Below are 25,876 nucleotides of genomic sequence, written 5' to 3' on the forward strand. Positions count from 1 at the left end.
GAAAACTCAGCTTAAGCTTAACGAGAACGCCAAAAATGCCATGAGAAACCAGTAAGTGCTAATATACCCAAGCAAAACTGGATAAATGCAGACCACAGACGGCGATCGCCGTAAAACTCCTTGGGAAAAACAGTAGTGTTATGCTCTACAAAAATGGCAGAAATAAAAGCCATAAAAGCTAAACCAAGCAAACTATAAGCAAGAATATCCTCGCCATTTTCAATTGGTAAAATCCGCCTTACCCATCCAAAAGGTTGTACAAGAATGTGCCACACACCACCTAAAATTAGTATTAACCCAATCCAGATGTGACCACCGATAACATCTTCTAGATTGTCAACACTTGCCATTCCCAAGAAATTCCAATGATTATCTTTAATTCCAACTAAATAACCAAAGATTGTCAGTGGATTAAGAGTCGGGTTAATAATTAAACGGACGTCTCCCAAATGCGTGTCATAAATTCCACCAAAAATCATTGCCTTTAGCACTAATAAAAATGCACCAAAACCCAGAACAATTAGGTGATTTCCCAAAATGAAACCTAACTTTTTTGGATCGTTCCATTCATAGTGAAATAGAGCAACCAATGCTCCACCATTGTGTAAAATTGCTGGAGCGCGAAAGACATGAAAAAGTCCACCTGCACCTAACACAGCAGATGCGACTAAATGCAAAACGCCAATTACAAAATAAGGATAAGTATCGACTACTTCACCCCCAGCACCTACACCCCATCCCAAAGTTGCTAAATGGGGTAATACAGTAAAATTCTGCTCATACATTGGCACATTGGGAACAAAGCGCGTTACCTCTGAGATGGTAGTTGCTCCTGCCCAAAACATCATCAAACCTGCATGAGCAATGTGAGCACCTAATAGTTGACCGGATAATTCTATTAAACGAGCATTACCAATTAACCAAGGCAAACTTGTGCCTGCTGCGAAGGTTTTGTCAGTAGAAATTGCCACAATGGAATTCCTTTTTCAACATGGGATTTTGAACTTTAAATTATGAAAAGGTACTGAGTAACTTTCCATCTCCCTAATTCCCAGTACCTAATCCTCAGTCCCCTTTAAAATTTACGAGCTAGTCTCAATTGCATCTAATGCTCTTTCCACTCGTTTGAAGTCAAAACCTATTGCTCGTAGAGCGTGCCAGAGATGTCCTTGTAGGAAAAAGAAAGCAAGGAAGAAATGGGTGTTTGCTAACCATGCCCTTGCAGTGTGATTCCCATAGGGTAACTCGACGGTGTCAGCAAAATAGGGGCAAACTCCAAACTTGAGTTCCAAAGGAGCGCCATAAAATTCCACAGGATAAGCTAAAGTGTTAACTGCACAAAAGTAAGCTGCAACAAACCCTGCTAAGGCGATACCACCTAAAGAGTAGGAAAGAATAGCTTCACCAGAAAAAATCAGGAGTTTTTTCGCCCAAGCAAAAGGCTCTGTCAGAATATGCCATACACCACCACCAATCAGGAGCAAACCTACATAAATATGACCACCGACTAAATCTTCTAGGTTGTCAACAGTCGCAAAGTGAGTCTGATAGCCAAAGATGACGAATGGGTTGAGGGTGGGGTTGGTAACAACACGGACATCATGAATTGTGGCATCGTACAGTCCACCCCAGTACATCGCTTTTGCCACTAATAACAAAGCAGCAGCTCCTAAAAAAATCAGGTGGTGTCCTAAGATAAAGCTGAGTTTCTTTGGATCTTCCCATTCAAAATGAAATTTACGCGCTCGTCCAGTTGCATCTTTTAAGTTGCGAGGCCCTTTGAAAGTGTGGAACAATGCACCTGCACCCAGAACAGCTGACGAAATTAGATGTAACGCTCCAATGACGAAATAAGGATAATTATCAACTATTTGCCCACCTGCCCCCACACCAAAACCCAAGGTAGCTAAGTGCGGCAACAAAATTAGCCCTTGCTCACCCATTGGTATGTTGGGGTTGTATCGAGAAATTTCAAACCAAGTAAAAGCTCCTGCCCACAAAGTCGTCAGAGCTGCTTGTGCCACATGAGCACCAATAAATAAACCAGAAAGATTTGCAAAACGGGCGTTACCAGCCCACCAGTCATATTTGACGTTGGAATTACCGTAGGTTTGCATTGGTTAGCTGTTTACTCCTTATTGATATTTTTAATCAAGAAAATACCTGCTTGTAAAAGAAAGCCATTTACAAGCAAGCTCGGCTTGGATATTGCAAGGAAAAATACTTTGAGAGGAAAAACCGCTCTATGGCTTCTTAGATTTAAAAAGCCATAAATTATTCACAAACAGATGTTTGTAAATGGAGTACACCCTGATTTATTGAAATCAAGAACCAATAGCTTGGACTACAGAAATAAGTTTATTGAGAATCTATTCTAATAAACAAGCGTATTTACAAAACTTAATATTTACTAGGTGGATGGGGAGTGGTAGGTTTTCTTGAACTGAACTAACTGAAAACTCGGCAATATCGTAACTCTGTTAAAGTCGCATCTCCACGTACATCTAGCTTAGATGCACCATCTGGATAAAATCTCAAGGCTGCATAAAAACTACGCGCTCTAGTATTGCTATCAAGTACCCAAAGAGTAATTTCATGAAATCCCTGAGCGAGGATATCTTGTATAGCTTGCTCTAATAGCACCTTGCCTAGCTTGCGCCTCCAGTAAGATTCCAGTAGATAGATTGCGTTTATTTCGGCGGTTTGATGAACATCTTTATCAGAGTCGCGAGTTGCACCAAAATTCACGAAGCCAAAGATACTCTTGTCTGCAATTACCAGTGTTTTTGTCTTGCCTTGAGCTAATATCTTTGCCCAAATAGTATTTCTGCGCTCTACGGTATAACTTTCTATTACTGATGCTGGAATTAAGCCATGATATGTTGATTTCCAAGACGCAACATGAACCTGAGCGATCGCAGCAATATCTATTTCCTCAGCTTCTCTAATAGTCCAAGATTTTTCCATTCCTTCAAAACCTTCTCACACTTATTGGCAATGCTCAGTAATTTTTTACTACTGCGATTCTCGTTAGTTCCTTGCCTTCATAGCAGCCAGATTTACAATCATCTACTTTAAAGTTCCAAGCTCGTAAGATATCATCTACCCAAGGCTGTGACTGAGTGTCTTTACGAGAGCGATATTCAGCTACTAAAAGCTTGCCATTGGGCTGAACAAACAACTCTAGCAAGCGCCTGACAAAGCCTTCTCTCAAATCTTTGGGAACGTACAATAACTCAGTTCGGACAAAATCAAATTTGAGCGGTGGAACAAATGTCCAAGCATTACCAATAAAAATATTACTGGCGAACTTTGGCAATCTTTGCTTTGCTAAATCAGCGAGTTTTGTTGAGATCTCCAAGCCGTAAGGCTGAATTTCAATACCTCTAGCAGCCGTCCATTTTAATAAGCACTCTAGCAAGTAACCATTAGCACAGCCAATATCCAAGAAATTTCCGGGTTGAGCTACGCAATCAGCAATTGGCTTTCTACAAGCAATCCAGCGTTCGTAAGGGCCAGAAAACCCTGATTGTTTCCAGGGTTCAGTTTCTGCTGTGTAAGAATTTTCTAACAATGTTTTATTAGCTACAAACCACGCAGATAATTCTTCTTGATTCATTTAGATAATAGTTCTCTTATACTTCGTGATGATATCCCATAGTGCTAGGTGCAATTTATGAGTAATCTCCAATTAGAAGCATGGGAAGAAAAAGTACTCAAAACTTACCTTGATGGTGTAAACCTTACCAAAATTCCTGCTTCTCGCAAAAAACGCTTGGTCGTACTTAGATGGTTAATAAGAAAATTTGAACAAGAAGTGACTTATACGGAACGCCAAGTCAACCAAATTATTGCCCGTCATCACTCTGATTACGCAACTTTACGACGCGAATTAATTGGTTATCAAATGATGGAGCGAGAAAATGGTTTTTACTGGCGATTACCAGCATCTGTTTGGAAATCAGAGACGGAAATTATGAAATAAACTAATCAGAGTACTTTATCTTTACTCTAGCGCCAGTGGTGCGTTACGGCTAACTCCTACTCTCTCAGAAGCTCAAATCCTTACATAACATAGCAGTTATTCTTGTGATGGCGAGCGTAACTTTTGATTTAGCATCATCCAGCCAACCAAAATCATTAGCACCCCACTAGCTAAAAACCCCAAATCCCAGGCTAACTGGTGCGGCCCTGGCTTAACATGATGAATACCAAGAATTTGATGAGCAATCAGTCCTTCCACCAAGTTAAATAAACCAGCGCCGATGAGTAAAGATCCAACAAAGGTGTAAGATGACCAAGGAACGTCATTTCGCCCCCCTGCCCGCCACAGCAACACTACTCCAACTACAGTCAACAACCAATCGAAAGCGTCAAATAAGCCATCCCAAACCATATTTAAATCAATATTAGATTCATTTGTTAATGGTCGAACGCTGCTTAACATATGATGCCACTGCAAAATTTGATGTAGCAGAATGCCATCTACGAATCCTCCTAAACCCAAACCTAAAAAAATCCCGGCAGCAATTAGCGGAGCGCGGCGATCGCTTGTCTGGTTATTCGCCTCCATAATCAACCTCCTATGAAATACAAGGCAGCTATGCTGTAGACGCCTGTAAAGGCGGCTTCCTGCAAGGTGGGCAGGAAGCAAAGGGAAACAGACAAAAGTGTTTCTTTGATATTTTGCTTACACTCAAGGGTACTGGGGATTGGGATTAAGATTTCTTTATTCCTAGTCCCCTGTCCCTTGTCACCTGTCCCTTGTTACCTGTCCCCTGTCCCCTATCCCCTAGTTATCCCTTCTGCCTTCTACTTAAAATCGCATTACCTTAATCTTTCTAGCCTCTGCCCTCTGCCTGATTTTTCAACTCAAGTTAGATGTCTGGCTGTAAGCATCTACAGGCATGATAGAAGTTGAACTATAAAAGAGCACTTTAAAATGACTATTTACTTTTACAAAGCTTACGAGCCTTATGGCTGTTTTTCTAATTTTTCTCCTCACGGCATTACAATCGAGGGTACTTACTGGACAACGGTAGAACATTATTATCAAGCTCAAAAATTTGTAGGCACCCCAGACGCGGTAATTATACCCGTAATCCATGCCGTCGAGACACCCGAACAAGCTGCTGCATTGGGACGTTGTCACACTCGCCAAGTACGTTCAGATTGGAATGAGGTGAAGACGAAAGTAATGCAACAAGCTGTGCTCAAAAAGTTTCTTACCCATGCAGACATTAGAGAAATTCTTTTAGCTACAGGCGATCGCTTGCTTGTAGAAAACTCCCCAACAGATTATTTTTGGGGATGCGGTGCAGATCAAAGCGGGCAAAATCAGCTTGGTAAAATCCTGATGAGCGTTCGCGAAGAAATTCGCAAATTACCTTTACTATCAGTAGCTTACGATTAGTTATTGCCAGAATTTTTGCACTAATTTCAAAAAACCTTTGTGAAAGGGGAATGCTATTATTCCCCAAGACAATATGATTTAAAAACTAGTTAAAATTACTGAGGTAATATACAAAAATTAGTAATATATATTCAATATAAATTATAAGTGTAATTAACTAAATTCTCTATGAAGCTGCTATTTAATTCATTAAATCTCAGGATTTAGTGTATAAAATTGAATACATCAACTTGTTAACTTTTTCTTAACTTATTAAGCCTAGTGGTTTGTCTCATTAGTTCTGAGGAGTTGACTGAGATCTTGCACCACCCTTAATAACCGTAGGGTGGGCATTGCCTGTAACGTCAAAATAAGGTTTTGAGTCAAATCTAAGCAATGCCCACCTTACAAAAATCGCAATCAAACAACTGGTGCAAGATGTGAATTAAGGTGTTCAGATCCCCAATTTATTAAAAAAGTTAGGGATCTGTTAGCCAACATAATTAATGTGATAGTTCGCTAGCGAGTGTATTTAAATATTCTTGCTTGGAATTCTTGTCAAGCACTAATAAAAAATCTTGATAATCTTGTCTGGATAATAAAAGAAATGACATATATTCAGAGCGGCTTACAGCAAACATTTGAGCACAAAGATTTTCTACACCGGATTACAAATCGAATTAAGCGATCGCTCGAACTACAGGAGATATTGGCAGCTACTGTTACAGAATTGCGTGAAATTTTGAGTACAGACAGGGTGAAAGTGTATCGATTTGATATGGATGGCAACGGTGAAGTCATTGCTGAATCGATATATAATCAGCGCCTACCGTCATTGTTAGGGCTGCATTTCCCAGCAAATGATATTCCAGAAGAGTCAAGACAGATGTATTTGTTAGCACGGCAACGCACTATCGTAGATGTATCAAGTGGACGAATTGGGTTGTCGCGCCTGCAATGCCCGGAAACTGGCAAACCTCTAAATGAAATTGACAATTTCCAGTATCGACGAGTAGATCCTTGCCATCTTGAATATTTAAAAGCAATGGGCGTGCAGTCTTCGCTGATAGTACCCATTGTAGATTGCGACCAGCAAGAGGAATCACCAAAACCACGACTGTGGGGATTATTGGTATCGCACCACAGTAAACCGCGAACATTCTTAAAGCGGGAAATTCGGATGGTGCAGCAAGTTGCAGATCAATTATCGCTGGCGATCGCTGTCAATAATTTACTTGCTCAAAACCGTGCTGAACAAAAACGAGGGGCAATTATCAACCGAATAAGCATATTACTAAATACAGTGCCTGAAATTCAATTATCAGCGGCATTGAAAGAAACGATTACTGCGTTGGGTGGAGTTGGTGGTAGACTTCACATTCAGCCAACGTCACAATTGTATACTTGGGGCGACCAGCCCATACTACCAGGTGAATCAGAAAATAATCTTTTAGAAAAACATTCCGCTTGGCAAAACTGGATTACGCAGTGCAAACACGGTAATGTTTTAGCAATTCAAGACCTTTACAAACAACCCCAATTTGAAGCTATAGCTCCTTTTTTCCAATCTACTAGGATTCGGGGGATTTTGGTAATTCCCCTACATTACCGTCAAAAGTGTATTGGTTCTTTGAGTATTTTTCGTCATGAATTCGATACCGAAATTTTATGGGCAGGATGCGGTGAGGAAAATCAGCGACAACGGTTACCTCAATTTTCTTTTGCAGCGTGGCGAGAGCAAAAAAAAGAGCAAGCACTTGAATGGAAACCAGAAGAAACCTCCTTAGCTGAAGGTTTGTATCATCATTTTTCTATAGCAATTCAGCAGCAGCTAATATACCAAAAAGTGAAAAAAATGCGCTTGCAGGTACAAAGGCTAAATTTGAATTTGAAACGTAAGGTGCAACAACAAACTGCTCAGTTGCAAAAGTCATTGCAGTATTCGGTATTGCTTAAGCAAATTACAGACCAAATTCACAGCACATTAGACTTGAAGTCAACCCTGCAAACAATTGTACGGGAAATACGAAAACTGTTGAATACAGACCGGGTGCTAATTTATCAATTTTTGGAAAATACCGAGGGAGAGGTAATTTTTGAAGAAGTCAATGGCAATTGGAAATCTGTTTTGGGAATGAAAGCTCCTTCGGAATGCTTTCCTGATGAATATACCCATCTTTACTTTCGAGGTAGGGTTAGGGCAATTAACAATACCTTGGCCACTTCTTTAAGTCCTTGTCATCAAGAGTTTTTGCACAATCTTCAAGTACAAGCCTGCTTAATTGTTCCCATCAAAATGGGCGCGCAACTATGGGGATTACTAATTGCTCACAATTGCCATGCCCCCAGGAATTGGCATGATGATGAAATCGACTTGCTGCAACAATTAGCAGATCAGGCAGCGATCGCCATTCAACAAGCACAACTCTACGAGCAAAGCCTTGCTACCGAAGCAGAGGCAACGGCTAAAGCTGCACAATTAGAGCAAGCTCTGTGCCAACTGCAACAAACACAAACACAACTAATTCAAACTGAAAAAATGTCCAGCTTGGGACAGTTGGTGGCAGGCATAGCTCACGAAATTAATAATCCTGTTAACTTCATCTACGGCAACCTTAGTCACGTCATTAACTACACCCAGGAACTGCTAGCACTTTTGCAACTCTATCAAATACATAATCCTCAGCCCAACGAAGAAGTTGAGGCTAAAGCAGATGCCATCGATTTAGAGTTTGTTGTTGATGATTTACCCAAAATTTTGTCATCAATGCAGGCAGGAGCTGAACGCATTCAGGCGATCGTGTTGTCTTTACGCAACTTTTCGCGCTTGGATCAGGCTGAAATCAAACCTGTTGATTTACATGAAGGCATTGATAACACATTGTTGATTCTCCAACATCGCCTCAAGCCAACTGCCAAGTTTCCTGGTATTAAAGTGATTAAAGATTATGGGAATTTGCCATTGGTGGAATGCTATGCCGGAGAAATCAACCAGGTATTTATGAATATTATTGCCAATGCTATTGATGTCCTGATAGATATCAGAAATAGTAATACTTCTTATATACGGATTTCTACTGAAGTTTCAACAGATAAATCTCGTGCCGTAGTTTGCATTGCCGACAACGGACAGGGAATGAGCGAAGAGGTAAAAAAGCGAATATTTGACCCGTTTTTTACTACTAAACCAGTAGGCAAGGGTATGGGACTAGGGCTTGCCATTAGTTATCAGACTGTTGTCAACAAGCACGGTGGAAAAATTGAGTGTGTATCAGAAATAGAAAAAGGTACGGAATTTCGACTGGAAATTCCTCTCAAGCAAACAGTTCAAAGTATTAGCGAGTATTAAATCAGTAAACTGTGAGCAGTTTTCCTCGTTTTCATCCTCCGGTCAAAAGCCAGGAGGCTGTCTACGTTTTTCTTGGTAGTATTTTTGGTGGAAGCCTGTCTTTATAATATTCTTTCATCCAATGAAACAGCTCCTCAACCAAGTATTCAACTGGAAAAAACGCATTCACTGGCTATTTTTGCCATTGATGAGCGTTATTTTAGCCTCTTCGCTATTTATGGCACCCGCTTTAGCCACAGGTGTGTATCAAATTCCTGCTCTCACACCTGATACCTGGGTTGTCGATGAAGCTGATGTCATCAGCCGTGTCAATGAAGGTAAACTTAGCAGCGCCTTTGAGGAATTGGCCAAGCAAACCGGAAATGAGGTCAGAATTGTTACTGTCCGCCGACTTGACTATGGTGAAACCCCAGAGAGCTTTACCAAAGCACTATTTGAAAAATGGTTTCCCACCAAAGAAGCACAAGCCAATCAAACCTTACTAATGATTAATACCGTAACCAACGGTACTGCGATTATTACTGGCGAACGAGTAAAGTCTGCAATGTCAGATGAGATTGCTCAAAGTGTAGCTAATGAAACTGTCGCGGTTCCTTTGCGAGACGGTGACAAATACAATCAAGCATTTTTAGATGCAAGCGATCGCCTAGTAGCTGTACTATCCGGACAACCCGATCCTGGTGCTCCCCAAGTTGTTGACACCGTGCAGGTAGAAAGCACCTTCAAAAAAGGAGAAAAAACAGACACAAGTAATGCTACCGCCTGGGTAGTTGGACTTTTAATTGCCGCCACCATTATCCCGATGGCGACTTACTACATTTACCAAATTAACCAACCATCTTCTAATGGTTAATAGTTAATCGCTAATGGCTAATAGTAAAAAACTATTAACTATTAGCAGTTAGCTATTAGCAATCAGCTGTTTAATCTTGGACATACTCTTGCCCTGTCAGTAAGGCTACCTCAGCACGGACAAATTCCCGCCCTAAATAAGCCGCATGATCTAGCTGAGTTACCGGACAGGGTTTTGTTTGTTCAAAAATATGGACACACAGTTCTTTTGCCGTTCTGCCAGTAAATAGGGTTGTGTGAGTTCTTTCCACCTTTCCTCGTGCGGGAATCACCTTCCCAGTTTCTGGATCGACAGCTAAACCACGCTCATCAATTACATTCGTGAAATGTTTGGCACAAATTAATCCCGACTCCCGATCCAGATAAATAATAAAATATCCACCTGGATCTAGTTCTAAATGGCGCAGAGAAAGTTTTTCATCTATTGCTGCTAAATCTTCTAATTTCAAACCCATAATTACTGTAAAAACAAACGTTGCTCAAGAATTTTTCATCCCTTCTCAAGTGTAATTCCTATCTTCCTCTGCGCTTTACATCTCATCCTATTTTTGATTAAATGGCAATTCCGAATTAATTGCCTCCATTTCTTGCTGTTCCAATTCATTCACCTCGCGAATGTAAGGATGCAAAATTTGTTGCAAACGCTGATTGTAAAAGCGGTGCAAACTGTAATTAGGCATAGCAGGAAACCCGCGACGTTTTTTGTGCCGCCCACCAGCACCGGGATCAAAAATCTGAATGCCGTTAGCGATCGCCCACTCTATTGGAGCATAATAACAAGCATTAAAATGCAAACAATCTATTTCTTGAAAACTACCCCAATAGCGCCCATACATATGATCGCCTTTAAATAAACAAAAAGACATCCCCATCGGCTGGCGATGTTCTTGTTCGCTATAAGCAGCAAACAGTAACACACGATGGCAATAATGGGTGTGTAATTGCTCAAAAAAGCGCTTTGTTAAGTATTTGCTACCCCACCAGCCAAATTTATCGCACGTATCAGCATAAAACTCGTACATTAATGCCAACAGTGATTTAGAAATTTCATCTCCAGTTAAGGGTTGTAATCGTAAACCAGCTTTTTCTACAGCCTTGCGTTCGCGCTTAATGTTACGGCGCTGATTGGCATTAAAAACTGCTAAATAATCATCAAAAGTGTTAAAGCCAAGATTTTGCCAAATGTAACTGTGGTGCAGCCAAGTAGTGAAACCTTGGCGTTCTAAAATTGGGCGCCATTGGGGATCGACAAAGAGGAAATGACAGCCACTTAAGCGGTGCTTTGAGCAAAAAGCATCAATTTCATGCACCATCATTGCCACAATTTCATCTTCATCTTCACCTGGAGCAATCAAAAATCGATAGCCTTCAACAGGAGTAAACGGCGTCATCCCTAGCATTTTTGGGTAGTAATGCACGCCGATGCGCTGTGCCAATTCAGCCCACTGGTGATCGAATACAAATTCACCCTGACTGTGTCCTTTGAGATATAGGGGAGCAGCAGCGATGAGCGTTCTATCTCGCCAGAGAGTCAAATGATTTGGTAACCAACCTGTTCTAGCTGTAGCGCTACCAGAGGTTTCTAAATTGTTCAGCCACTGCCATTCTAAAAATGGGGTTTGCAGTGGTAGTGCTAAAGCATCCCAAGCGTCTTGAGGCACTTCAGCAATTTTGTTAATCCAAGCAACTGAATAGCGAGGCTTTAGTTGTTCCACCATTGTGGATTTCCGAAAGAAATTAGGAATAGCTTTACTTAAAGTAATCTAATCTGCTGCTAATTGCAGCTTATCCTGGGGATTGGGAACTGGGTACTGGGGAAAAGGGGATTGGGTAATTCAATTTTGGATTTTGGAGCAAAGCGATTTTGGATTGGAACTTAATCTAAAATCCAAAATCTAAAATCTCTAGTCCCTAGTCCCTAGTCCCTAGCCCCTAGTCTCCAGTCCCTAGCATAATCCTGTAATTCTGGAAAGAACTCTAGAAAGTCATTTTGCAAGCTATTGTAGTGGGTTGTGAGTTCTTTCATCGCGTACTGCAAGTCGAAAGACTTATTAAACCGACTTAATAGTCTATTGGAGATTCTCTCTAAAGTTTTTTCCACACCAATCAAGCTGCGATAACCTGCCAACCAATCTTCGGCTGCCATACAAGCAATTAGTTTCCTAACTCCTGTGGGTATATCTCCTTGGTAAGCTTGAAACGATTCGTATATATGGCCTGTAAACTCCTCTAAAGGAACATTAGAATAAACAGACCAGTTTTTTGCTAGAAAGTGATCGTAAAAAATATCAATTAGTATGCCAGCAAATCGTCTATATTCTGAGCTAATTAGCTGTTTACTGCGGTGAACGATAACATGAGAATCTGTAAATACATCAATTGCTTGATGACATTTTATACCACGCTGTAGATAACAATTTAAATTCTGACGAGCCGATCCCTTCACCAAGTCGGCAAGTAGATTACCCAACCGAATTTCATCATTGCATTCAGACAAGAACAAGTGAGCGAGCCAATTCATAGGTAATTCATCGCCTAATGCGATAATTGAGAAAAACTTCCTGCTCAAAGGTGCGAACTTCCATTAGTTGTAATTGAGGAGCTACTTGCGATAAAAATCCTCTGCCTTCCACTGGTGTAGGCGCACTAGCACCACCTAAAATTAAAGGACAGACAGTTAGCCACAATTCATCGATTAATTCTAATTCCAGCATTGAGGCGATTAATTCACCTCCTCCTAATACCGCTAATTTTGCTATATCCAGAGTTAATAGATGTTGTAGAGCAACTGCAATGTCGATTTTTTCAGTTGCTGTTTCCAATCCCAAAATCCGCTCGAATTCGGGGCGATTTTGCCAAAACAGTGCTCCTGTTTTTGTAGTTATTAACCAACGGCTGACAGGCTGTTGAAAAAAGCGAAGTTCCGGATTGAGATGAGCAGTATGTGTAATTACTATGTGGATTGGCTGCGAGGGTTTACCCGCTTGTATTCTTTGTTGCAGAAGCTGTGGATTTGATACGGTTAATGTAGTACCATAAGCGCGGAGAGTATTAGCACCAAATAAAACGGCATCAGAAGCAGCTATCTGTTTTTCCAGATGTGCTTTATCGGTTTTTGACCCGAATCGAGCAGGCGATCGCCTAAAATCTGCTATTTTGCCATCTGCACTCATGGCTAAAACTACTGTAGTATGAGGTCTATGCTGCACCCTTGCTCTCTTTGTTTGTAGACTGTACGTCTTTTTACTATTAAGCTATTTTATGTTTAAAAATTACTCTTAGTAATTTTGATTGCTTAACTTAGATTAGCTAGTCTAATCGCATCTCGTTGCTGTTGTGGATTGCGCCAAGTGAGAGTGCCGATGGCTATGCACCGTCAATCATCCTTTCGCCGAATTTTAGTATCTAAAATTTTGCTGCTGTCTGTTCCAGTTTTACTGATTGGGGAGATAGTGGCTTACCAAAAGGCACGCTATGGTTTGTTGGAAACTGCCCGTCAAAACTTAACAGAGAGCGCCATCCTCAAGGGGGAAAAGATTGTTGATGCGATCGCAGCCTTAAAGGTTAATTTGCTCAGTATTAGTCAAACACAGGTAATCCAGTCAGGAACGCCTGCACAAATGCAAAAATTTCTGACTCAGTTAGCGCGACAAAATTCTCGGCAAATTGAGTGCATACAACTAACAAATCCGCAAAGCAATGAGGTTATAGCTACGACTTGTGGCGATGAAGCAATCAGTGAAGGGAAATCTTCTTTATTTACTGATGGATTTGCCGTAGAGCCTATATTGCCAAAAACTCCAGGTATACCGACAAGAACAGATGGGCAAAATAAACTGAAATTATTATTATCAGCACCTGTCTACGATAATGATGGCCAATGGCGTTACACCCTAATTTTTAAATCAGTATTATTTAACGAGCAAATTCACAATCAACCTGGTTTATTGACAGGTTCGACGGTAGTTATTGATGAAGATGGCAGAATATTAGCGCATCCAAATGCAAATCATATTGGGACAAGTATTACACAACATCTGGATGATGCGCGACTAAAAGATATAGTCAAAAATGCGATCGCAGGTAAACAAAATTTTTTACATTTGTTTTTTAAAAAAGACGGGAAAGAATTACTTGCTGGCTATACCGCTATAGATAGCCCAGTCCTCAAAGGAGGGCAGCAAAAATGGGTAATTTTGGCTATGGCTAGCCTCAATGATGCTTTGTATGGGCTAGGACAAATCAAATTTATTCTTTTCACGTTGACAATTGGCTTATTTAGTGCAAGCTTATTGGCATCGTTATATTTAGCCCGTTGCCTGGCGCTTCCTGTTGAAGAACTACGAGACTATGCTTTAAATCTTCACTGTCACCACACTGTCGCGCCAGTACCAGGCAACTTCAAAATTAGAGAGTTTAATCAACTCGGACAAGCACTAGAACAAATGGTAGAACGGCTCAAAGCTTGGGCAGAAGAAGTCGAAATATCTTGGCAAGAAGCTAAAACCGCTAACAAAAGTAAAAGCCAATTTTTAGCAACAACTTCTCATGAGTTGAGAAATCCATTAAATATTATTATTAACTGTATTCGCCTAGTCCGTGATGATATGTGTGATAGCCGTGAAGAGGAAATGGAGTTTCTCAAGCGTGCTGATGAAACAGCAATTCACCTGCTAGGGATAATTAACGATCTACTCGATATTTCTAAGATAGAAGCAGGTAAACTTTCAGTTAGCCTAGAACCAATAGACCTCCAACAAATACTAAAAGAGGTCATTAATCTACAATCAGTAAATATTCAACAAAAGGGCTTGCAGTTAAATATCCCTCAGCAGATGAGCGAACCTATTTTGGTGAATGCCGATCCAGCCAAGCTCAAGCAAGTATTGATTAATATTATCGGCAATGCCACTAAGTTTACTGAAGATGGAAGCATCACGATTACAACAGAAATTCAACAAATTGATAGCAAATGTCAAGTGATTGTCGCCGTCAAAGATACAGGTATAGGCATAGATCCTCCCCAACAACAAAAACTGTTTCGCCCCTTTGTGATGGTTGATGACGTTACGACACGCAGGTTTGGTGGTACTGGATTAGGATTAGCAATTTCGCGAAACTTAATAGAACTGATGGGAGGTAGCATTACTCTTGAAAGTGCAGGTCTTAATCAAGGCACTGTGGTAAAAATTATCTTACCTTTGATAGATGTATCATTGTCAATTTTGTCTCCTGAGAAAGAGCAATTAGGAAAGGTGGAAACTCCTGTGGAGTTAGATACTGTCGAGAATAATAAACATTTACCCAAACACGAGAATAAGAAAGAGGAAACATTTGATTCTTTTACTCAGAACTCGTTAATAAATAATGATTTTTGTCCAGAAAAACAGGTTTGCCATCCTGGTTGAGAGATTCTGTTAAAGCAGCGAGAATTTGCACGAGTTCTGTAGCTACCCATCCAGATGATACTGCACAAGGAGTTTGGTTGCAGATGCAGTTAATAAAGCGATCGCAAACTCGTTTTAAAGGTTCGCTTGTTTCTGTGTGCAGCACTTGTTGGTTTTGATTTGTAGGAATAAATTGGTTTTTCCACACCTCAAACTCACCATGCAGCAAAGTTAAAGGTGAGGCAGTTGCCATCTCATCAAAAACCAAACTACCACGACTACCCACTACTGCTAAACGTCTCTGTTTATCAGGATTGAGCCAGCATAGGTGGATAGAGGCTTGAAATCCATTTGAGTAAGTTAGGGTTGCCCAGATTAAGTCAGAAAGAGGGGGAGACACCTCGGAAGACGCGGAGAAATTATCAAAACTATTCCCCGTGTCCTCTTGTTGCAGCCACATCCTACCCGTTGCCTGCACCCTTACAGGCGGTTGTCCTAGCCAAGAGTTGAAAATGGCAATATCGTGAATGGCTAAATCCCAAAGTGCATCGACATCTTGACGAACAGGCCCCAAATGAGTGCGGCAGGCGTAGCCGTAGCGCAAATCACCCAATTCTCCTCCGTGAACTACAGCTTGCCCTCGTTCAACTGCTGGATGAAATAAGTAAGTATGATCGACCATGAGTTGACGTTGCTGTTTTTCTGCTAATTGACAGAGTTGCCAGCATTCTCCGGGATCGAGAGTTAAAGGCTTTTCGGCTAAAACGTGGTATCCCCAATTTAAGGCATCAATAATTAGAGAATAATGGGTACTGGCAGGAGTAGCAATTACTACTGCCTCTAAACCTGTTACTTGCTTTATTGTGTGCCATTCTGTTGTCAGTAGTACAGTATCATCCAACTTATACTGACTTTTTACTGCTGCCAAACGCTCTGGGTTCGGATCTACTACTGCCGCTACTTTGACTTGTGGATGTTCTAAAAAATTTCGCAGCAAATGTACGCCCCATCGTCCAATACCGACGACGGCGATTTTAATTTTATTAATCATTTGTTATTAGTTATTGGTCATCAGTCATTTGTTAATGGCTAATGAATAAGTTCTCATAACTGAATTATCAGCTTATTTATTACCTTTAGAGTTCAGTGTTTCTCCTGAGTATCAATAGTTGAGAACGCAACTTTTGCTGCTGCTTGTTCGGCAGCCTTGATAGAGCGTCCCTTGCCTTCGCCAAGCTTTTGTCCGTGCAACCACACTTGAGCAATGAAACGGTCTTGATTTGTTTGTGGTTGACTGATTTCTACAACCCGATATTCAGGTAAAACTTTAAAATTGGCTTGAGTCCATTCTTGCAAAGCAGCTTTGTAATTAAGTCTGGCTGGATCGAGGCGAATTTCTGCTGCTAATTCCTTAAAGTGAGAATCTAACCAAGGACGGATCAAATCCAAATTGTTAGTACTGAGGTAAAGCGCTCCCAGAACTGCTTCAAAGGCATCTGCTAGCCGCGATTGTTGCCCTACCTTATCAGCAGTAGCACTACCAGCGACAAGTAAGTATAATTCCAATCCATAGGAGCGAGCCAGTTGGGCAAGAATGCGATCGCTCACCAATACTGAACGAATTGCCGCATAATCTCCAACCGGGCAATCAGGGTAATTCTCCCATAACACAATTGCCGCCACCAAGCGCACCACTGCATCTCCAACAAACTCAAGATGTTCGTAATTTGCTGAGTCGGAGACAGTGGGATGAGTCAGCGCCAAGTCTAATAGTTGCCATTTAATCGGTGCTTGTGCTGAGAAACCAAATTTTTTGACTAAATTTTCGAGTTGTCTTTGACGGCGGGGATAAGCTAGGGTCATCGGTCATTAGTCATTAGTCATTAGCCAACCGTCAACAGTCAAAATTTGAACTCTGATTTTTGACTCTTAACTTTGGACTAATAAGGAGAGGATTTAAACAGCAGACAGTCTACTTTAGAAAACCTTATTTTGATAGGGTTTTCAAGCTTTATACTTTACGATCATACAAACTATGTACAAAAATGCCTGATTTTAGCTCAAAATTTATAATACAAGCAATATTTGTAGTACAAAAAATGTACAAAGCTTATTTCTAATCTTACTTAACCTCAACTTTATCCTGATAAAGATGATAGGAAAAGTTGTCAGTTAATCACCTAGTTCCATTATTTTAGGAGAGAGTTGGACATAAGCCGGGTTCTGTTCTCTTTATTCAAGAGGGCGGTAATCTATCTGGGACGCTTGTTACCAAACGCCTCTAGCGGCTCTGTTTGTACGGAACTGGTAAAAAGACCAACCGTAGTTCCTATAGACCTTGCTCCCAACCGGGGTTTACCGAGCCAGCGCCTCTCGACGCTGCTGGTGCGCTCTTACCGCACCTTTGCACCCTTACCTTTTTCAGTTATCAGGTATCAGTTATCAGTTATCAGGTATTTCCTGTTCACTGTTTACTGATAACTGTTCACTGATTTTGGCGGTATCTTTCTGTGGCACTATCCTCGCGATCGCTCGCACTGGGCGTTACCCAGCAAGTTTGGTCTTTCGGGAGCCCGGACTTTCCTCAAACCAGCCATAATTGGACTGATCTGTAACCGCCTGCGCCAACTCTCTCCTAGTATCTAGTGTAGTCTTGGATGGTACTGCAAACTCAAGTAGAAATTACCGTCTTTTGTTCCAAGGTAGGGCATACCACCAAGGTAGTTTTTTGATAGTGAAGGGACAGTTAACAATGCACATGGGAGGTTTGTCTTCACCTGGAGCTATGCCTACGCGCAGTTCAGATATCCTGAGTACTAGTTGTAATGAAAATTCCAAAGCTTTTTTCCCGTCCATAAATTGTTTGAACAAAATCTTTTGGGCTTTGACGGGACTTTTTCCCAGGGCGCTGACATTAATCAAAGGGGTGTTGACTTTGTAGGTTCCTGTGGCTGGATCGCGTTGGAAGACATCTTCTGCTGCCACTGCCACCGAAAGTGTTTTTGCTGGGGCAATCAGGCTAGGACTTTGGGGAACAGCTAAATCGCGAGTTAAGTCTGGCGATTTACGAATGACTCGTCGTGATTGCTTACTATAATCAACTACTAATGAGCAATTGTCCCAGTCAACGTATACGGCTAAATCTTTTGATTTATTCTCAATGCTTACAGACAATTCCTTCAACTCATCCATATCATATGAAGGACTGAGTTTAAAAGAAATCCCAATATCGTCTTGGAGATTTTTTTCTTTTAGTTGTTCATCGACGGCTGCTTTATTAAAGGCATATTTGATTTTATCGTCGATAGAATCAATCATCCTATTAAAAGTGTAAGTGACGCCAATAATATACAGCGTCAAAAAAATCAAATTACTACCATCCTCTCTAGCCATCATCTATATAAGCTCCCTGTAATTATTATGTATAATTTTCTAATCATCAAGACTTGAAGTGTTTCCCAACCAGCCTCTTCGCCAGAAAAAGAAGAGTAAACCGCCAGCAATTACTGCCATTAGTGCTAAACACATTGGATAACCCCAATACCAATTCAACTCTGGCATATTGTATGGTGATTTTTCGGTATTAAAGTTCATTCCATAAATACCAGCAATAAAAGTCAAAGGAATAAAAATAGATGAAATCACTGTTAGTAATTTCATAATTTCATTCATTCTGTTACTTACTGCCGACAGATATACATCCATCAAACCAGATGCAAGTTCTCGATAGGTTTCGACCATATCCATGACTTGTACTGCATGGTCGTAACAATCACGCAAATATATTCGCACCTCATCACTAATTAATTCATTACCGTCTTGAATCAAAGAATGAATTGCATTTCGTTGAGGCCAAATAGCGCGACGTAATTGCAGTAATTCGCGCCGAACTTGATATATTTTTAGGAGAGTTCTATGAGTGGGCCGAACTATTACTTCTTCCTCTAAATCTTCGATATGTTCTCCATAATCTTCCAGAACTGGAAAATAACCATCAATAATTGCATCTAAGAGAGTGTAGGCTAAATAATCAGCTCCTTGTTTGCGGATTATACCCTTATTTTTAAAAATGCGCGCTCGCACTGGTTCAAAACAATCTCGTTCTGGCTCTTCTTGAACTGTCAGCAAATAATGTTTTCCCAACACTAAACTTACTTGCTCACTATAAAAGCCATTGCTTTTTGCCTTTGGCAATACCATCCGCGCAATAATGACTAATTGATCTTCATAATCCTCTACTTTGGGGCGTTCTGGTACATTGACTATGTCTTCTAACACCAAAGGATGTAAATCAAAAACTGTTCTTAGTCTCTGCAAAATATCTTCACTACCCAACCCGGATACATCTACCCAAGATACTGATTCTGTATCTAAATAAACAGCACACTCTTCTGGGGTTGCTAATTGCTTGTGGATGGCATTGGTTTGATCGTAATCAATCAACTTAATTACCGACGGTGATGCATCTGCATCAATGATAATGGTTCCTGGTAGAGTACCAGGTTCATGATAGAAGTCTTCCGTATCTGAATCTTGTTTAGTGACTTTAGAAGAAAAGCGGCGAATTTTTTTGAACATACATTTTTTAGGGGACAGGGGACAGGGGATAGGGAACAGGAAGACAATGGTGTAATTAATTCTGTCTGGGTACTTACCTAAGTTTGTAAGCGAGGGATGTCAACTAAGTTCGATATTCACAAATAACTCTGTTCTACCGTAAATAGCGAAATATTATAAAAAAACAGTTTGTCTTAAAATCAGACAAACTGCTGTAGGCAATATATTTTTATACAAAAGTTAGGGCTACATCATACCCATGCCGCCCATGCCGCCCATACCACCCATACCGCCCATACCGCCCATGTCAGGAGCGCCACCTGCGGGTTTCTTCTCAGGCTTTTCAGCGACGATCGCTTCTGTGGTTAGCACCATAGCCGCAATGGAAGCAGCATTTTGTAAGGCTGAACGCACGACTTTAGCAGGATCGATAATACCCGCAGCAATTAAGTCTTGGAATTCTCCAGTTGCAGCGTTGTAACCGACGTTAAAGTCTGTGGTACGCACTTTCTCAACGATCACAGAACCTTCAGCACCAGCATTATCTGCGATTTGGCGCAACGGAGCATCTAGCGATCGCTTAATAATCTCAGCGCCAATTTGCTCTTCGTCGTTGAGGCTATTTTTAATTTCGTCGATTTTTGTAGACAGGTGAATTAACATCGTCCCGCCACCAGGCACGATTCCTTCTTCTACAGCGGCTTTAGTGGCATTAAGAGCATCCTCAATCCGCAATTTGCGGTCTTTAAGTTCGGTTTCTGTGGCTGCACCCACTTTAATTACGGCTACACCACCAGCTAGCTTGGCAATCCGTTCTTGCAGTTTTTCTTTATCGTATTCCGAATCGGTTTCTTGTAGTTGCTTGCGAATTTGGCCAATGCGCTTTTGCACATCTTGTGTCTGTGCAGATTCAGAGACGATGACGGTGTTTTCTTTATCAATAGAAATTTTCCGGGCAGTTCCCAGCATCTCCAAAGAAACTGTATCCAAGCTTAAGCCAATTTCTTCAGAAATCAGCTGTCCGCCGGTGAGAATAGCAATGTCTTCTAACATCGCTTTGCGGCGTTCGCCAAAACCAGGTGCTTTGATAGCGGCGACTGTCAACACACCCCGCGCTTTATTAACCACCAAAGTTGCTAAAGCTTCACCTTCTACATCTTCAGCGATAATTAGCAGAGCTTGACCCAAACGGGCTACTTTTTCCAATACAGGCACTAAGTCCTGAATGCTGCTGATTTTCTTATCAGTAATTAAAATGCGGGCGTTTTCAAATTCTACTGTCATCCGCTCGTTGTCGGTGATGAAGTAGGGCGAAATGTAACCCCGATCAATTTGCATCCCCTCAACCACTTCCAATTCGGTTGTCAGAGACTTAGATTCTTCTACGGTAATTACACCGTCTTTGGTGACTTTTTCCATTGCTTCGGCAATCATAGCCCCGATTTCTTCATCGTTGCCAGCAGAAACCGTCGCCACTTGAGCGATCGCGCTACCTTCAACTGGCTTGGCTACAGTTGCAATTTCCTGTACTAGCCTTTCAACGGTTTTTTCAATTCCGTGCCGTGTCGCGACTGGATTTGCTCCAGCAGCTACGTTTTTCAAACCTTCCCGAATCATCGCCTGTGCTAGCACTGTCGCCGTGGTTGTACCATCGCCAGCTACTTCTTTGGTTTTGGAAGCAACTTCTTGGACAAGTTTGGCACCAGTGTTTTCTAGGGGATCTTCTAGATCAATTTCTTTGGCAACGGTGATACCATCATTAACAATCTGAGGTGTACCAAATTTTTTCTCTAAAAGGACGTTACGACCTTTTGGCCCTAAGGTAATTTTCACTGCATCAGCAAGGGCGTTAATACCTCTTTCTAAAGCCCGCCGCGAATCTTCGTCAAATGCAATAATTTTTGCCATATCTATCAACTTGCGAACTCTTCCATTAGACAATTTAGCACTCACAGACAAAGAGTGCTAATCAGGCATAATGTTTCAGTTCCCAGATGGTGAGAACAAAATGGTTAGTATACACTTGATGCTGATGTTGGATACAGTCAGTAATGATGGAAGCGGCAAATGAACATATACAGCTTCCTTAAGGCTCTTGGTATTGCCGATCCTAGCGGTTCCGGCTGGTTGGCAGTGGTATTTACATTTTTATTAGCCTGGGTTGTAACGTGGCGTTTAATTCCGGCAGTACGTAAATTTGCCTTGCGTGTTGGTTGGGCTGATCAACCAAATGCACGACGACTAAACCGAGAACCTTTGCCAAATGCAGGTGGTTTGGCTATTTATGCCGGAGTAATAGCAGCATTGGTGCTAGCTAGCCTCTTAAGACCCATTGAACTCCAAAATGTATTGGCTCAGGTGCTCACAATCCTCTTAGGCGGTTCGATATTAGTACTTGTAGGCTTTATCGACGATCAGTTCGGCTTACCTGCCACTGTCCGCCTGTTGGTGCAAACTCTCACAGCACTGCTATTGGTTGCTAATGGCATCAGCATTCAAGTTACTTTTGGCACTCCCATAGATTCTATACTCTCGATCTTGCTGACAGTGCTTTGGGTAGTGGGAATTACTAATGCCATTAACTTAATGGATGGTATGGATGGGTTGGCAGGAGGAGTTAGCTTTATTACTGCCATGAGTTTATTAGCGGTGTCAGCACAATATCCCAATTGGGCTGCGGCGACGTTAGTTTTAGCAGCTTTAGGAGGAGCGGCGCTGGGTTTTTTGCGACATAACTTTCACCCATCCCGGATCATTATGGGTGATGCTGGAGCATACTTTTTCGGCTATGTCCTAGCAGCAACCACTATTATTGGTAATTTGCAAGTAACTACAGTTTTCTCTTTAGTACCTCCAGTTTTGTTTCTACTTTTGCCAGTACTGGACACTACACAAGTGTTTGTCAGACGACTTTTGGCAGGGAAAAATCCTATGAGTACCCCTGGCAAAGATCACCTACACCACCGCTTGCTAGCTTGGGGTTTGTCTCAACGTCACGCCGCGCTCACCCTTTGGTCAATTACTTTGGTGTGCAACTGGTTGGCAATGAGAATCCGAGGTATGAGTTTACCAGTGATGCTTGCCACCACCGTAAGCATCATCATTCTTTTGGGCTTTACTGTTTGGCAAAAGGTACGAGCAACTGAAAATGACACGAGGACAAAGTGACACGGGGAATCAAGAGGACGCAAGGACACGGAGAATCTTGAATCACGTTCTTGCCCCTTGTCTCCCCACGCCAGTCGCCCCAAGTCGGGGAGCCAGCGCCGTGGGCGGGTTCCTCTCCCCCTCTCCTTGTCCTCTTCCTAGCCCCTAACCCCCACTCCCCACTTTGGTATTTATGCCATAACCATTCCGCCATCCACGTTAAAGACTTGTCCCGTGATGTAGGCTGCGGCGGGATCGGCGGCAAGGAAGCGTACCATACCAGCCACTTCTTCTGGTTGACCGTAGCGAGCAAGGGGAATGTATTTAAGAATATCTTCAGCATTGAGGTTACTGGTCATATCGGTGGCGATAAAACCGGGAGCAACGGCGTTAACAGTAACGCTTCGAGAAGCTAATTCTTTGGCTACAGTTTTAGTAAAGCCAATCACACCTGCTTTGGCAGCGCTGTAGTTGGCTTGTCCGGGGTTGCCCATTTGTCCGGCGACGGAACTGATATTGATAATTCGCCCCGATCGCTGCTTGAGCATAATTTTACTGACAGCACGAGTGCATAAGAAAACACCAGTAAGGTTGAGATCGATGACCGCCTGCCAGTCTTCTGGTTTCATCCTCAAAAGTAAAGTGTCGCGAGTAATACCTGCATTGTTGACTAAAATATCAACGCGATTAAGCTTTTCCATCACACCATTCACCAAAGCATCTACTTGGTCGGCTTTGGAGACATCTGCTTGCAAGGCGATCGCGCTACCACCATCCTGAGTTATTTGTGATACTAATTCTTCTGCTGCTTGACTAGAACTGGCATAGTTGACAACCACATTAGCTCCATAGTTAGCCAATTCTTGTGCGATCGCTCGCCCAATTCCTCTCGAAGCTCCTGTAACAATCGCCACTTTACCTTTTAAAGTTTGTAAATTTTCTGGCAAAATTCCCATAAAACGACTTCTTAGCCTTATAAATCACAGCGCTAATCATCATAAAACCTTGCGGGATACGTGGAAAACCAGTTTTGAGCGAATTCTATTCCCAAGATTGGTATTGATTTAGACTTTACAAACAACCTTTTTAACAAAACTTCCAAAAGAAATATTAATAAACATTAAATTCTGTGGAGCAAAGAACTCAGAATCCAGAAAATTATGGCTCTTGTCTCGTGAGTTCTATGTTCTTTATTAATAAAGAATTATGAATTATGAGACTCAGTTAATAACTGTATTCAATCGATTTTGCTTTTCCAGATACTGGATTTTAGGGAAAACCCTTAACAACAGTGAAAACAAAATGATTTTAAATATATGATCTTCTAGCAAGAACTATCATTAAAATCAAACTATAGCAAAATAGTGTGTGTTACATGTCTACTAAAAAGCAATTCAACAGCTTCGAGGAGATGCTGTCTGGTTCTGATGTACCCGTATTGGTAGATTTTTACGCTGAATGGTGCGGCCCTTGTCGGATGATGGCCACAATCTTAGAGCAAGTCAATGCTCAACTCCAAGGGCGGATAAGGGTTGTAAAGATAGACACCGAGAAATATCCTCAGTTAGCTAACGATTATCAAGTTTACGCTCTACCAACTTTAGTACTTTTCAAGCAGGGGAAACCAGTGGAACGAATTGAGGGGGTGTTGCAATCCTCAGATTTAATGCAACGTCTAGAATCTTTGATTTAACTAAAGGATTTAATTACAGCAGAATACCCTGCGGCAGCCGCTGTTGCGTCTACAGGAGCCAGAAGTTAGTAGCCAGAAGTAAAATAGGCATGATAATGACTTTGAGGCTCAAGTTTTGTATTTCAACAACTTGAAATTCGCTGTATTTTTAATATTAGGAAACGGGGTACAGGAAAATTGAACTTATCTGTACCCTGTTTCTATATTTTTATTTATTTCCTTTGTATTTATAAAATTAATTCACAGCTTGTACCAATTGCTTTGTTGCAATTGTTGTAACAATTGTTGTAGGGTGGGCACCACCTAATTTTCCTCAAACCCTTATTGTTAGGTAGAAAGCAGTGCCCACCTCATGTCTGCCATTCATAAAATTAAGCTGCTACGCAACATCAGGAGGTATCGATTCGTCATCAGATCCAAAAGCAAGTTTGCTTAATTTCCGGATCTGGTTAGATCGGAATTGGTGTTAACTTTTAGTGTCGTAGTTTTTGAGATACACAGTAGCAGCAATTAAGCGGTTATGATGATGCGTCGATTTTTAAGTGTTTTGTCCTTAGTAGCATTATTACAATACTTTCCAGCAAAAGCTGATGCCCAAGTACAAACAGATTCTAAACAAGTATCAGAGCGTCAAATTCAACAGCTAATTGCTGTCAACTGGATGACTAATTACTCAGACAACAATTTTCATCCAGAAAAAATTCTCAACCGAGCAGAATTAGCCTCAACGATGGTGAAAGTGTTTCGACTGGATAAACGCCAAGTAGCCAGCAAAGAGAATATTGTAGTTACAGATGTACCTTCCTCACACCCGGCTTTTAATGATATTCAGCTAGTCTTAAAAACGGACATTATGAAAGGCTATCGGGGAAATTTATTTTTTCCCAATCAAAGGGTGACAAGGGCAGAAGCTTTAGCAATTTTTGCTCAAGCTTACGGAGTATTTCAATTTTCTGATGAAACTGTTCAGGAAATACTTACCCCATTTCCCGATGCCTCATCTATTCCGACTTGGGCAAGAAAAGCGATCGCTACAGTCGTGGCTGAAGGATTTGTCAACACAGATGCCCAAGGCAATATTGCTCCTTTAAAACCGATGACACGCGGTGATATGGCTTATATCTTAAGTCAGTATTTAAACAGACAACAGCCACAATCCGAAACACCAGAAGCACCTCCTGCACCTAATAGCCTTTTAGAAAAGTAGTGGTTAGCGAACCAATACGGTTCAGTTAAAGATTTGGAGTGAGATTTGGTGAAGTGTACAGACGCGACGGCAGTCGCTACAACGGGGGAAACCCTCCGAAGTTCTGAACGGCGGCTTCCGTCGCACCCTTACGGAAAGCCGCCTCCGGCGTCTACAGACTTCTCTCCGCAACGCGCTGCCTCAAATTTCGCGTCTCTACATTGCTGTGTAAAAATCTCTTCCCTATCCCCTATCCCCTGTCCCCTATCACCTATCTTCAAAAATAGGGGTGGTTTAACGTAATGAAATAATA

At 41.5% G+C, this 25,876-nt stretch carries 23 protein-coding genes and 1 other RNA gene; 8 read left to right on the top strand and 16 right to left on the bottom strand.

The features are described 5' to 3' along the window. Positions 1 to 17: 17 nt before the first annotated feature. The 4 genes from UYC_RS0102635 to UYC_RS0102650 form a co-directional block, all read right to left on the bottom strand. The gene (locus UYC_RS0102635) at positions 18 to 971 is read right to left on the bottom strand and encodes a chlorophyll a/b light-harvesting protein pcb (protein WP_016873087.1); all 954 of its coding nucleotides are present in this window, start codon (positions 969 to 971) and stop codon (positions 18 to 20) included. Between the two features lie 111 nt (positions 972 to 1,082). Next, complete coding sequence (locus tag UYC_RS0102640) at positions 1,083 to 2,117, bottom strand: chlorophyll a/b binding light-harvesting protein (protein ID WP_016873088.1); 1,035 nt, start codon at positions 2,115 to 2,117, stop codon at positions 1,083 to 1,085. Positions 2,118 to 2,448: 331 nt separating this feature from the next. Further along, entirely contained in the window at positions 2,449 to 2,967 is a 519-nt protein-coding gene (locus UYC_RS0102645) for a GNAT family N-acetyltransferase (RefSeq protein WP_016873089.1), read from the bottom strand. A 34-nt stretch (positions 2,968 to 3,001) separates the two neighbouring features. Further along, entirely contained in the window at positions 3,002 to 3,619 is a 618-nt protein-coding gene (locus UYC_RS0102650; protein WP_016873090.1) for a class I SAM-dependent methyltransferase, read from the bottom strand. Between the two features lie 57 nt (positions 3,620 to 3,676). On the opposite strand from UYC_RS0102650, the gene UYC_RS0102655 reads away from it, so the two are divergent. Beyond that, positions 3,677 to 3,985 carry a DUF2087 domain-containing protein gene (locus UYC_RS0102655; protein WP_016873091.1) on the top strand — a complete coding sequence of 103 codons (309 nt, stop codon included), beginning with the start codon at positions 3,677 to 3,679 and terminating at the stop codon, positions 3,983 to 3,985. A gap of 96 nt (positions 3,986 to 4,081) precedes the next feature. Here the strand turns inward: UYC_RS0102655 and UYC_RS0102660 are convergent, their stop codons facing one another. After that, a complete protein-coding gene (locus UYC_RS0102660; protein ID WP_016873092.1) occupies positions 4,082 to 4,573 on the bottom strand; it encodes a DUF2243 domain-containing protein in 492 nt (163 codons plus the stop codon). A gap of 369 nt (positions 4,574 to 4,942) precedes the next feature. Between UYC_RS0102660 and UYC_RS0102665 the strand changes: the two genes are divergently transcribed. The 3 genes from UYC_RS0102665 (at position 4,943) to psb32 (ending at position 9,594) form a co-directional block, all read left to right on the top strand. Further along, a complete protein-coding gene (locus UYC_RS0102665; RefSeq protein WP_016873093.1) occupies positions 4,943 to 5,413 on the top strand; it encodes an NADAR family protein in 471 nt (156 codons plus the stop codon). Between the two features lie 586 nt (positions 5,414 to 5,999). Continuing rightward, positions 6,000 to 8,741: a GAF domain-containing protein gene (locus tag UYC_RS0102670; protein WP_016873094.1), complete on the top strand. Its 2,742-nt coding sequence runs from the start codon at positions 6,000 to 6,002 to the stop codon at positions 8,739 to 8,741. Between the two features lie 121 nt (positions 8,742 to 8,862). Further along, positions 8,863 to 9,594, top strand: a complete 732-nt coding sequence (psb32, locus tag UYC_RS0102675) for a photosystem II repair protein Psb32 (RefSeq protein WP_016873095.1) — start codon at positions 8,863 to 8,865, stop codon at positions 9,592 to 9,594. Positions 9,595 to 9,664: 70 nt separating this feature from the next. Here the strand turns inward: psb32 and UYC_RS0102680 are convergent, their stop codons facing one another. From UYC_RS0102680 to UYC_RS0102695, 4 genes are all read right to left on the bottom strand, one after another. Next, complete coding sequence (locus UYC_RS0102680; RefSeq protein WP_016873096.1) at positions 9,665 to 10,048, bottom strand: DUF4346 domain-containing protein; 384 nt, start codon at positions 10,046 to 10,048, stop codon at positions 9,665 to 9,667. A gap of 87 nt (positions 10,049 to 10,135) precedes the next feature. Continuing rightward, positions 10,136 to 11,311 (bottom strand): GNAT family N-acetyltransferase, encoded by a 1,176-nt coding sequence (locus UYC_RS0102685; protein WP_016873097.1) that lies wholly within the window; start codon positions 11,309 to 11,311, stop codon positions 10,136 to 10,138. 200 nt (positions 11,312 to 11,511) lie between these two features. After that, a complete protein-coding gene (locus UYC_RS0102690) occupies positions 11,512 to 12,114 on the bottom strand; it encodes an acyl carrier protein phosphodiesterase (protein ID WP_016873098.1) in 603 nt (200 codons plus the stop codon). A gap of 7 nt (positions 12,115 to 12,121) precedes the next feature. Further along, a complete protein-coding gene (locus UYC_RS0102695; RefSeq protein ID WP_026087335.1) occupies positions 12,122 to 12,802 on the bottom strand; it encodes a RibD family protein in 681 nt (226 codons plus the stop codon). Positions 12,803 to 12,955: 153 nt separating this feature from the next. Here UYC_RS0102695 and UYC_RS0102700 point away from each other — a divergent pair, with 153 nt between their 5' ends. Beyond that, positions 12,956 to 15,001: a sensor histidine kinase gene (locus UYC_RS0102700; RefSeq protein ID WP_016873100.1), complete on the top strand. Its 2,046-nt coding sequence runs from the start codon at positions 12,956 to 12,958 to the stop codon at positions 14,999 to 15,001. Here UYC_RS0102700 and UYC_RS0102705 read toward each other — a convergent pair. The 6 genes from UYC_RS0102705 to groL all read right to left on the bottom strand — a co-directional run bounded on the left by UYC_RS0102705 (position 14,937) and on the right by groL (position 21,445). Beyond that, entirely contained in the window at positions 14,937 to 16,031 is a 1,095-nt protein-coding gene (locus UYC_RS0102705; protein ID WP_016873101.1) for a Gfo/Idh/MocA family protein, read from the bottom strand. The genes UYC_RS0102700 and UYC_RS0102705 overlap by 65 nt on opposite strands. A 92-nt stretch (positions 16,032 to 16,123) precedes the next feature. Next, complete coding sequence (gene rnc / locus UYC_RS0102710) at positions 16,124 to 16,843, bottom strand: ribonuclease III (RefSeq protein ID WP_016873102.1); 720 nt, start codon at positions 16,841 to 16,843, stop codon at positions 16,124 to 16,126. A gap of 334 nt (positions 16,844 to 17,177) precedes the next feature. Then, positions 17,178 to 17,612: RNase P RNA component class A (rnpB, locus tag UYC_RS36020), an RNA gene on the bottom strand. 50 nt (positions 17,613 to 17,662) lie between these two features. After that, positions 17,663 to 18,376: a hypothetical protein gene (locus tag UYC_RS0102715; RefSeq protein WP_016873103.1), complete on the bottom strand. Its 714-nt coding sequence runs from the start codon at positions 18,374 to 18,376 to the stop codon at positions 17,663 to 17,665. Positions 18,377 to 18,412: 36 nt separating this feature from the next. After that, the gene (gene corA / locus UYC_RS0102720; RefSeq protein ID WP_016873104.1) at positions 18,413 to 19,558 is read right to left on the bottom strand and encodes a magnesium/cobalt transporter CorA; all 1,146 of its coding nucleotides are present in this window, start codon (positions 19,556 to 19,558) and stop codon (positions 18,413 to 18,415) included. Between the two features lie 225 nt (positions 19,559 to 19,783). After that, positions 19,784 to 21,445, bottom strand: coding sequence for a chaperonin GroEL (groL, locus tag UYC_RS0102725; protein ID WP_016873105.1), 1,662 nt, complete (start codon positions 21,443 to 21,445; stop codon positions 19,784 to 19,786). A gap of 159 nt (positions 21,446 to 21,604) precedes the next feature. Here groL and UYC_RS0102735 point away from each other — a divergent pair, with 159 nt between their 5' ends. Continuing rightward, on the top strand, positions 21,605 to 22,705 hold the full coding sequence (locus UYC_RS0102735) for an MraY family glycosyltransferase (protein WP_016873107.1): 1,101 nt from the start codon (positions 21,605 to 21,607) through the stop codon (positions 22,703 to 22,705). A 170-nt stretch (positions 22,706 to 22,875) separates the two neighbouring features. On the opposite strand, the gene fabG is transcribed toward UYC_RS0102735, so the two are convergent. Then, a complete protein-coding gene (gene fabG / locus UYC_RS0102740) occupies positions 22,876 to 23,640 on the bottom strand; it encodes a 3-oxoacyl-[acyl-carrier-protein] reductase (RefSeq protein WP_016873108.1) in 765 nt (254 codons plus the stop codon). Positions 23,641 to 24,059: 419 nt separating this feature from the next. Here fabG and trxA point away from each other — a divergent pair, with 419 nt between their 5' ends. After that, entirely contained in the window at positions 24,060 to 24,377 is a 318-nt protein-coding gene (gene trxA, locus UYC_RS0102745) for a thioredoxin (protein ID WP_016873109.1), read from the top strand. Positions 24,378 to 24,903: 526 nt separating this feature from the next. Continuing rightward, positions 24,904 to 25,584, top strand: a complete 681-nt coding sequence (locus UYC_RS0102750; RefSeq protein WP_026087336.1) for an S-layer homology domain-containing protein — start codon at positions 24,904 to 24,906, stop codon at positions 25,582 to 25,584. Positions 25,585 to 25,876: the final 292 nt, after the last annotated feature.

It is taken from the genome of Chlorogloeopsis fritschii PCC 6912 (assembly GCF_000317285.1).
GTDB classification, from domain to species: domain Bacteria; phylum Cyanobacteriota; class Cyanobacteriia; order Cyanobacteriales; family Nostocaceae; genus Chlorogloeopsis; species Chlorogloeopsis fritschii.

Coding starts and splice junctions, on each gene's coding strand:
- UYC_RS0102640 (WP_016873088.1), bottom strand. CDS start 2,117: ATGCAAACCTACGGTAATTCCAACGTCAAATATGACTGGTGGGCTGGT.
- UYC_RS0102645 (WP_016873089.1), bottom strand. CDS start 2,967: ATGGAAAAATCTTGGACTATTAGAGAAGCTGAGGAAATAGATATTGCT.
- UYC_RS0102650 (WP_016873090.1), bottom strand. CDS start 3,619: ATGAATCAAGAAGAATTATCTGCGTGGTTTGTAGCTAATAAAACATTG.
- UYC_RS0102655 (WP_016873091.1), top strand. CDS start 3,677: ATGAGTAATCTCCAATTAGAAGCATGGGAAGAAAAAGTACTCAAAACT.
- UYC_RS0102660 (WP_016873092.1), bottom strand. CDS start 4,573: ATGGAGGCGAATAACCAGACAAGCGATCGCCGCGCTCCGCTAATTGCT.
- UYC_RS0102665 (WP_016873093.1), top strand. CDS start 4,943: ATGACTATTTACTTTTACAAAGCTTACGAGCCTTATGGCTGTTTTTCT.
- UYC_RS0102670 (WP_016873094.1), top strand. CDS start 6,000: ATGACATATATTCAGAGCGGCTTACAGCAAACATTTGAGCACAAAGAT.
- psb32 (WP_016873095.1), top strand. CDS start 8,863: ATGAAACAGCTCCTCAACCAAGTATTCAACTGGAAAAAACGCATTCAC.
- UYC_RS0102680 (WP_016873096.1), bottom strand. CDS start 10,048: ATGGGTTTGAAATTAGAAGATTTAGCAGCAATAGATGAAAAACTTTCT.
- UYC_RS0102685 (WP_016873097.1), bottom strand. CDS start 11,311: ATGGTGGAACAACTAAAGCCTCGCTATTCAGTTGCTTGGATTAACAAA.
- UYC_RS0102690 (WP_016873098.1), bottom strand. CDS start 12,114: ATGAATTGGCTCGCTCACTTGTTCTTGTCTGAATGCAATGATGAAATT.
- UYC_RS0102700 (WP_016873100.1), top strand. CDS start 12,956: ATGGCTATGCACCGTCAATCATCCTTTCGCCGAATTTTAGTATCTAAA.
- UYC_RS0102705 (WP_016873101.1), bottom strand. CDS start 16,031: ATGATTAATAAAATTAAAATCGCCGTCGTCGGTATTGGACGATGGGGC.
- rnc (WP_016873102.1), bottom strand. CDS start 16,843: ATGACCCTAGCTTATCCCCGCCGTCAAAGACAACTCGAAAATTTAGTC.
- UYC_RS0102715 (WP_016873103.1), bottom strand. CDS start 18,376: ATGATGGCTAGAGAGGATGGTAGTAATTTGATTTTTTTGACGCTGTAT.
- corA (WP_016873104.1), bottom strand. CDS start 19,558: ATGTTCAAAAAAATTCGCCGCTTTTCTTCTAAAGTCACTAAACAAGAT.
- groL (WP_016873105.1), bottom strand. CDS start 21,445: ATGGCAAAAATTATTGCATTTGACGAAGATTCGCGGCGGGCTTTAGAA.
- UYC_RS0102735 (WP_016873107.1), top strand. CDS start 21,605: ATGAACATATACAGCTTCCTTAAGGCTCTTGGTATTGCCGATCCTAGC.
- fabG (WP_016873108.1), bottom strand. CDS start 23,640: ATGGGAATTTTGCCAGAAAATTTACAAACTTTAAAAGGTAAAGTGGCG.
- trxA (WP_016873109.1), top strand. CDS start 24,060: ATGTCTACTAAAAAGCAATTCAACAGCTTCGAGGAGATGCTGTCTGGT.
- UYC_RS0102750 (WP_026087336.1), top strand. CDS start 24,904: ATGCGTCGATTTTTAAGTGTTTTGTCCTTAGTAGCATTATTACAATAC.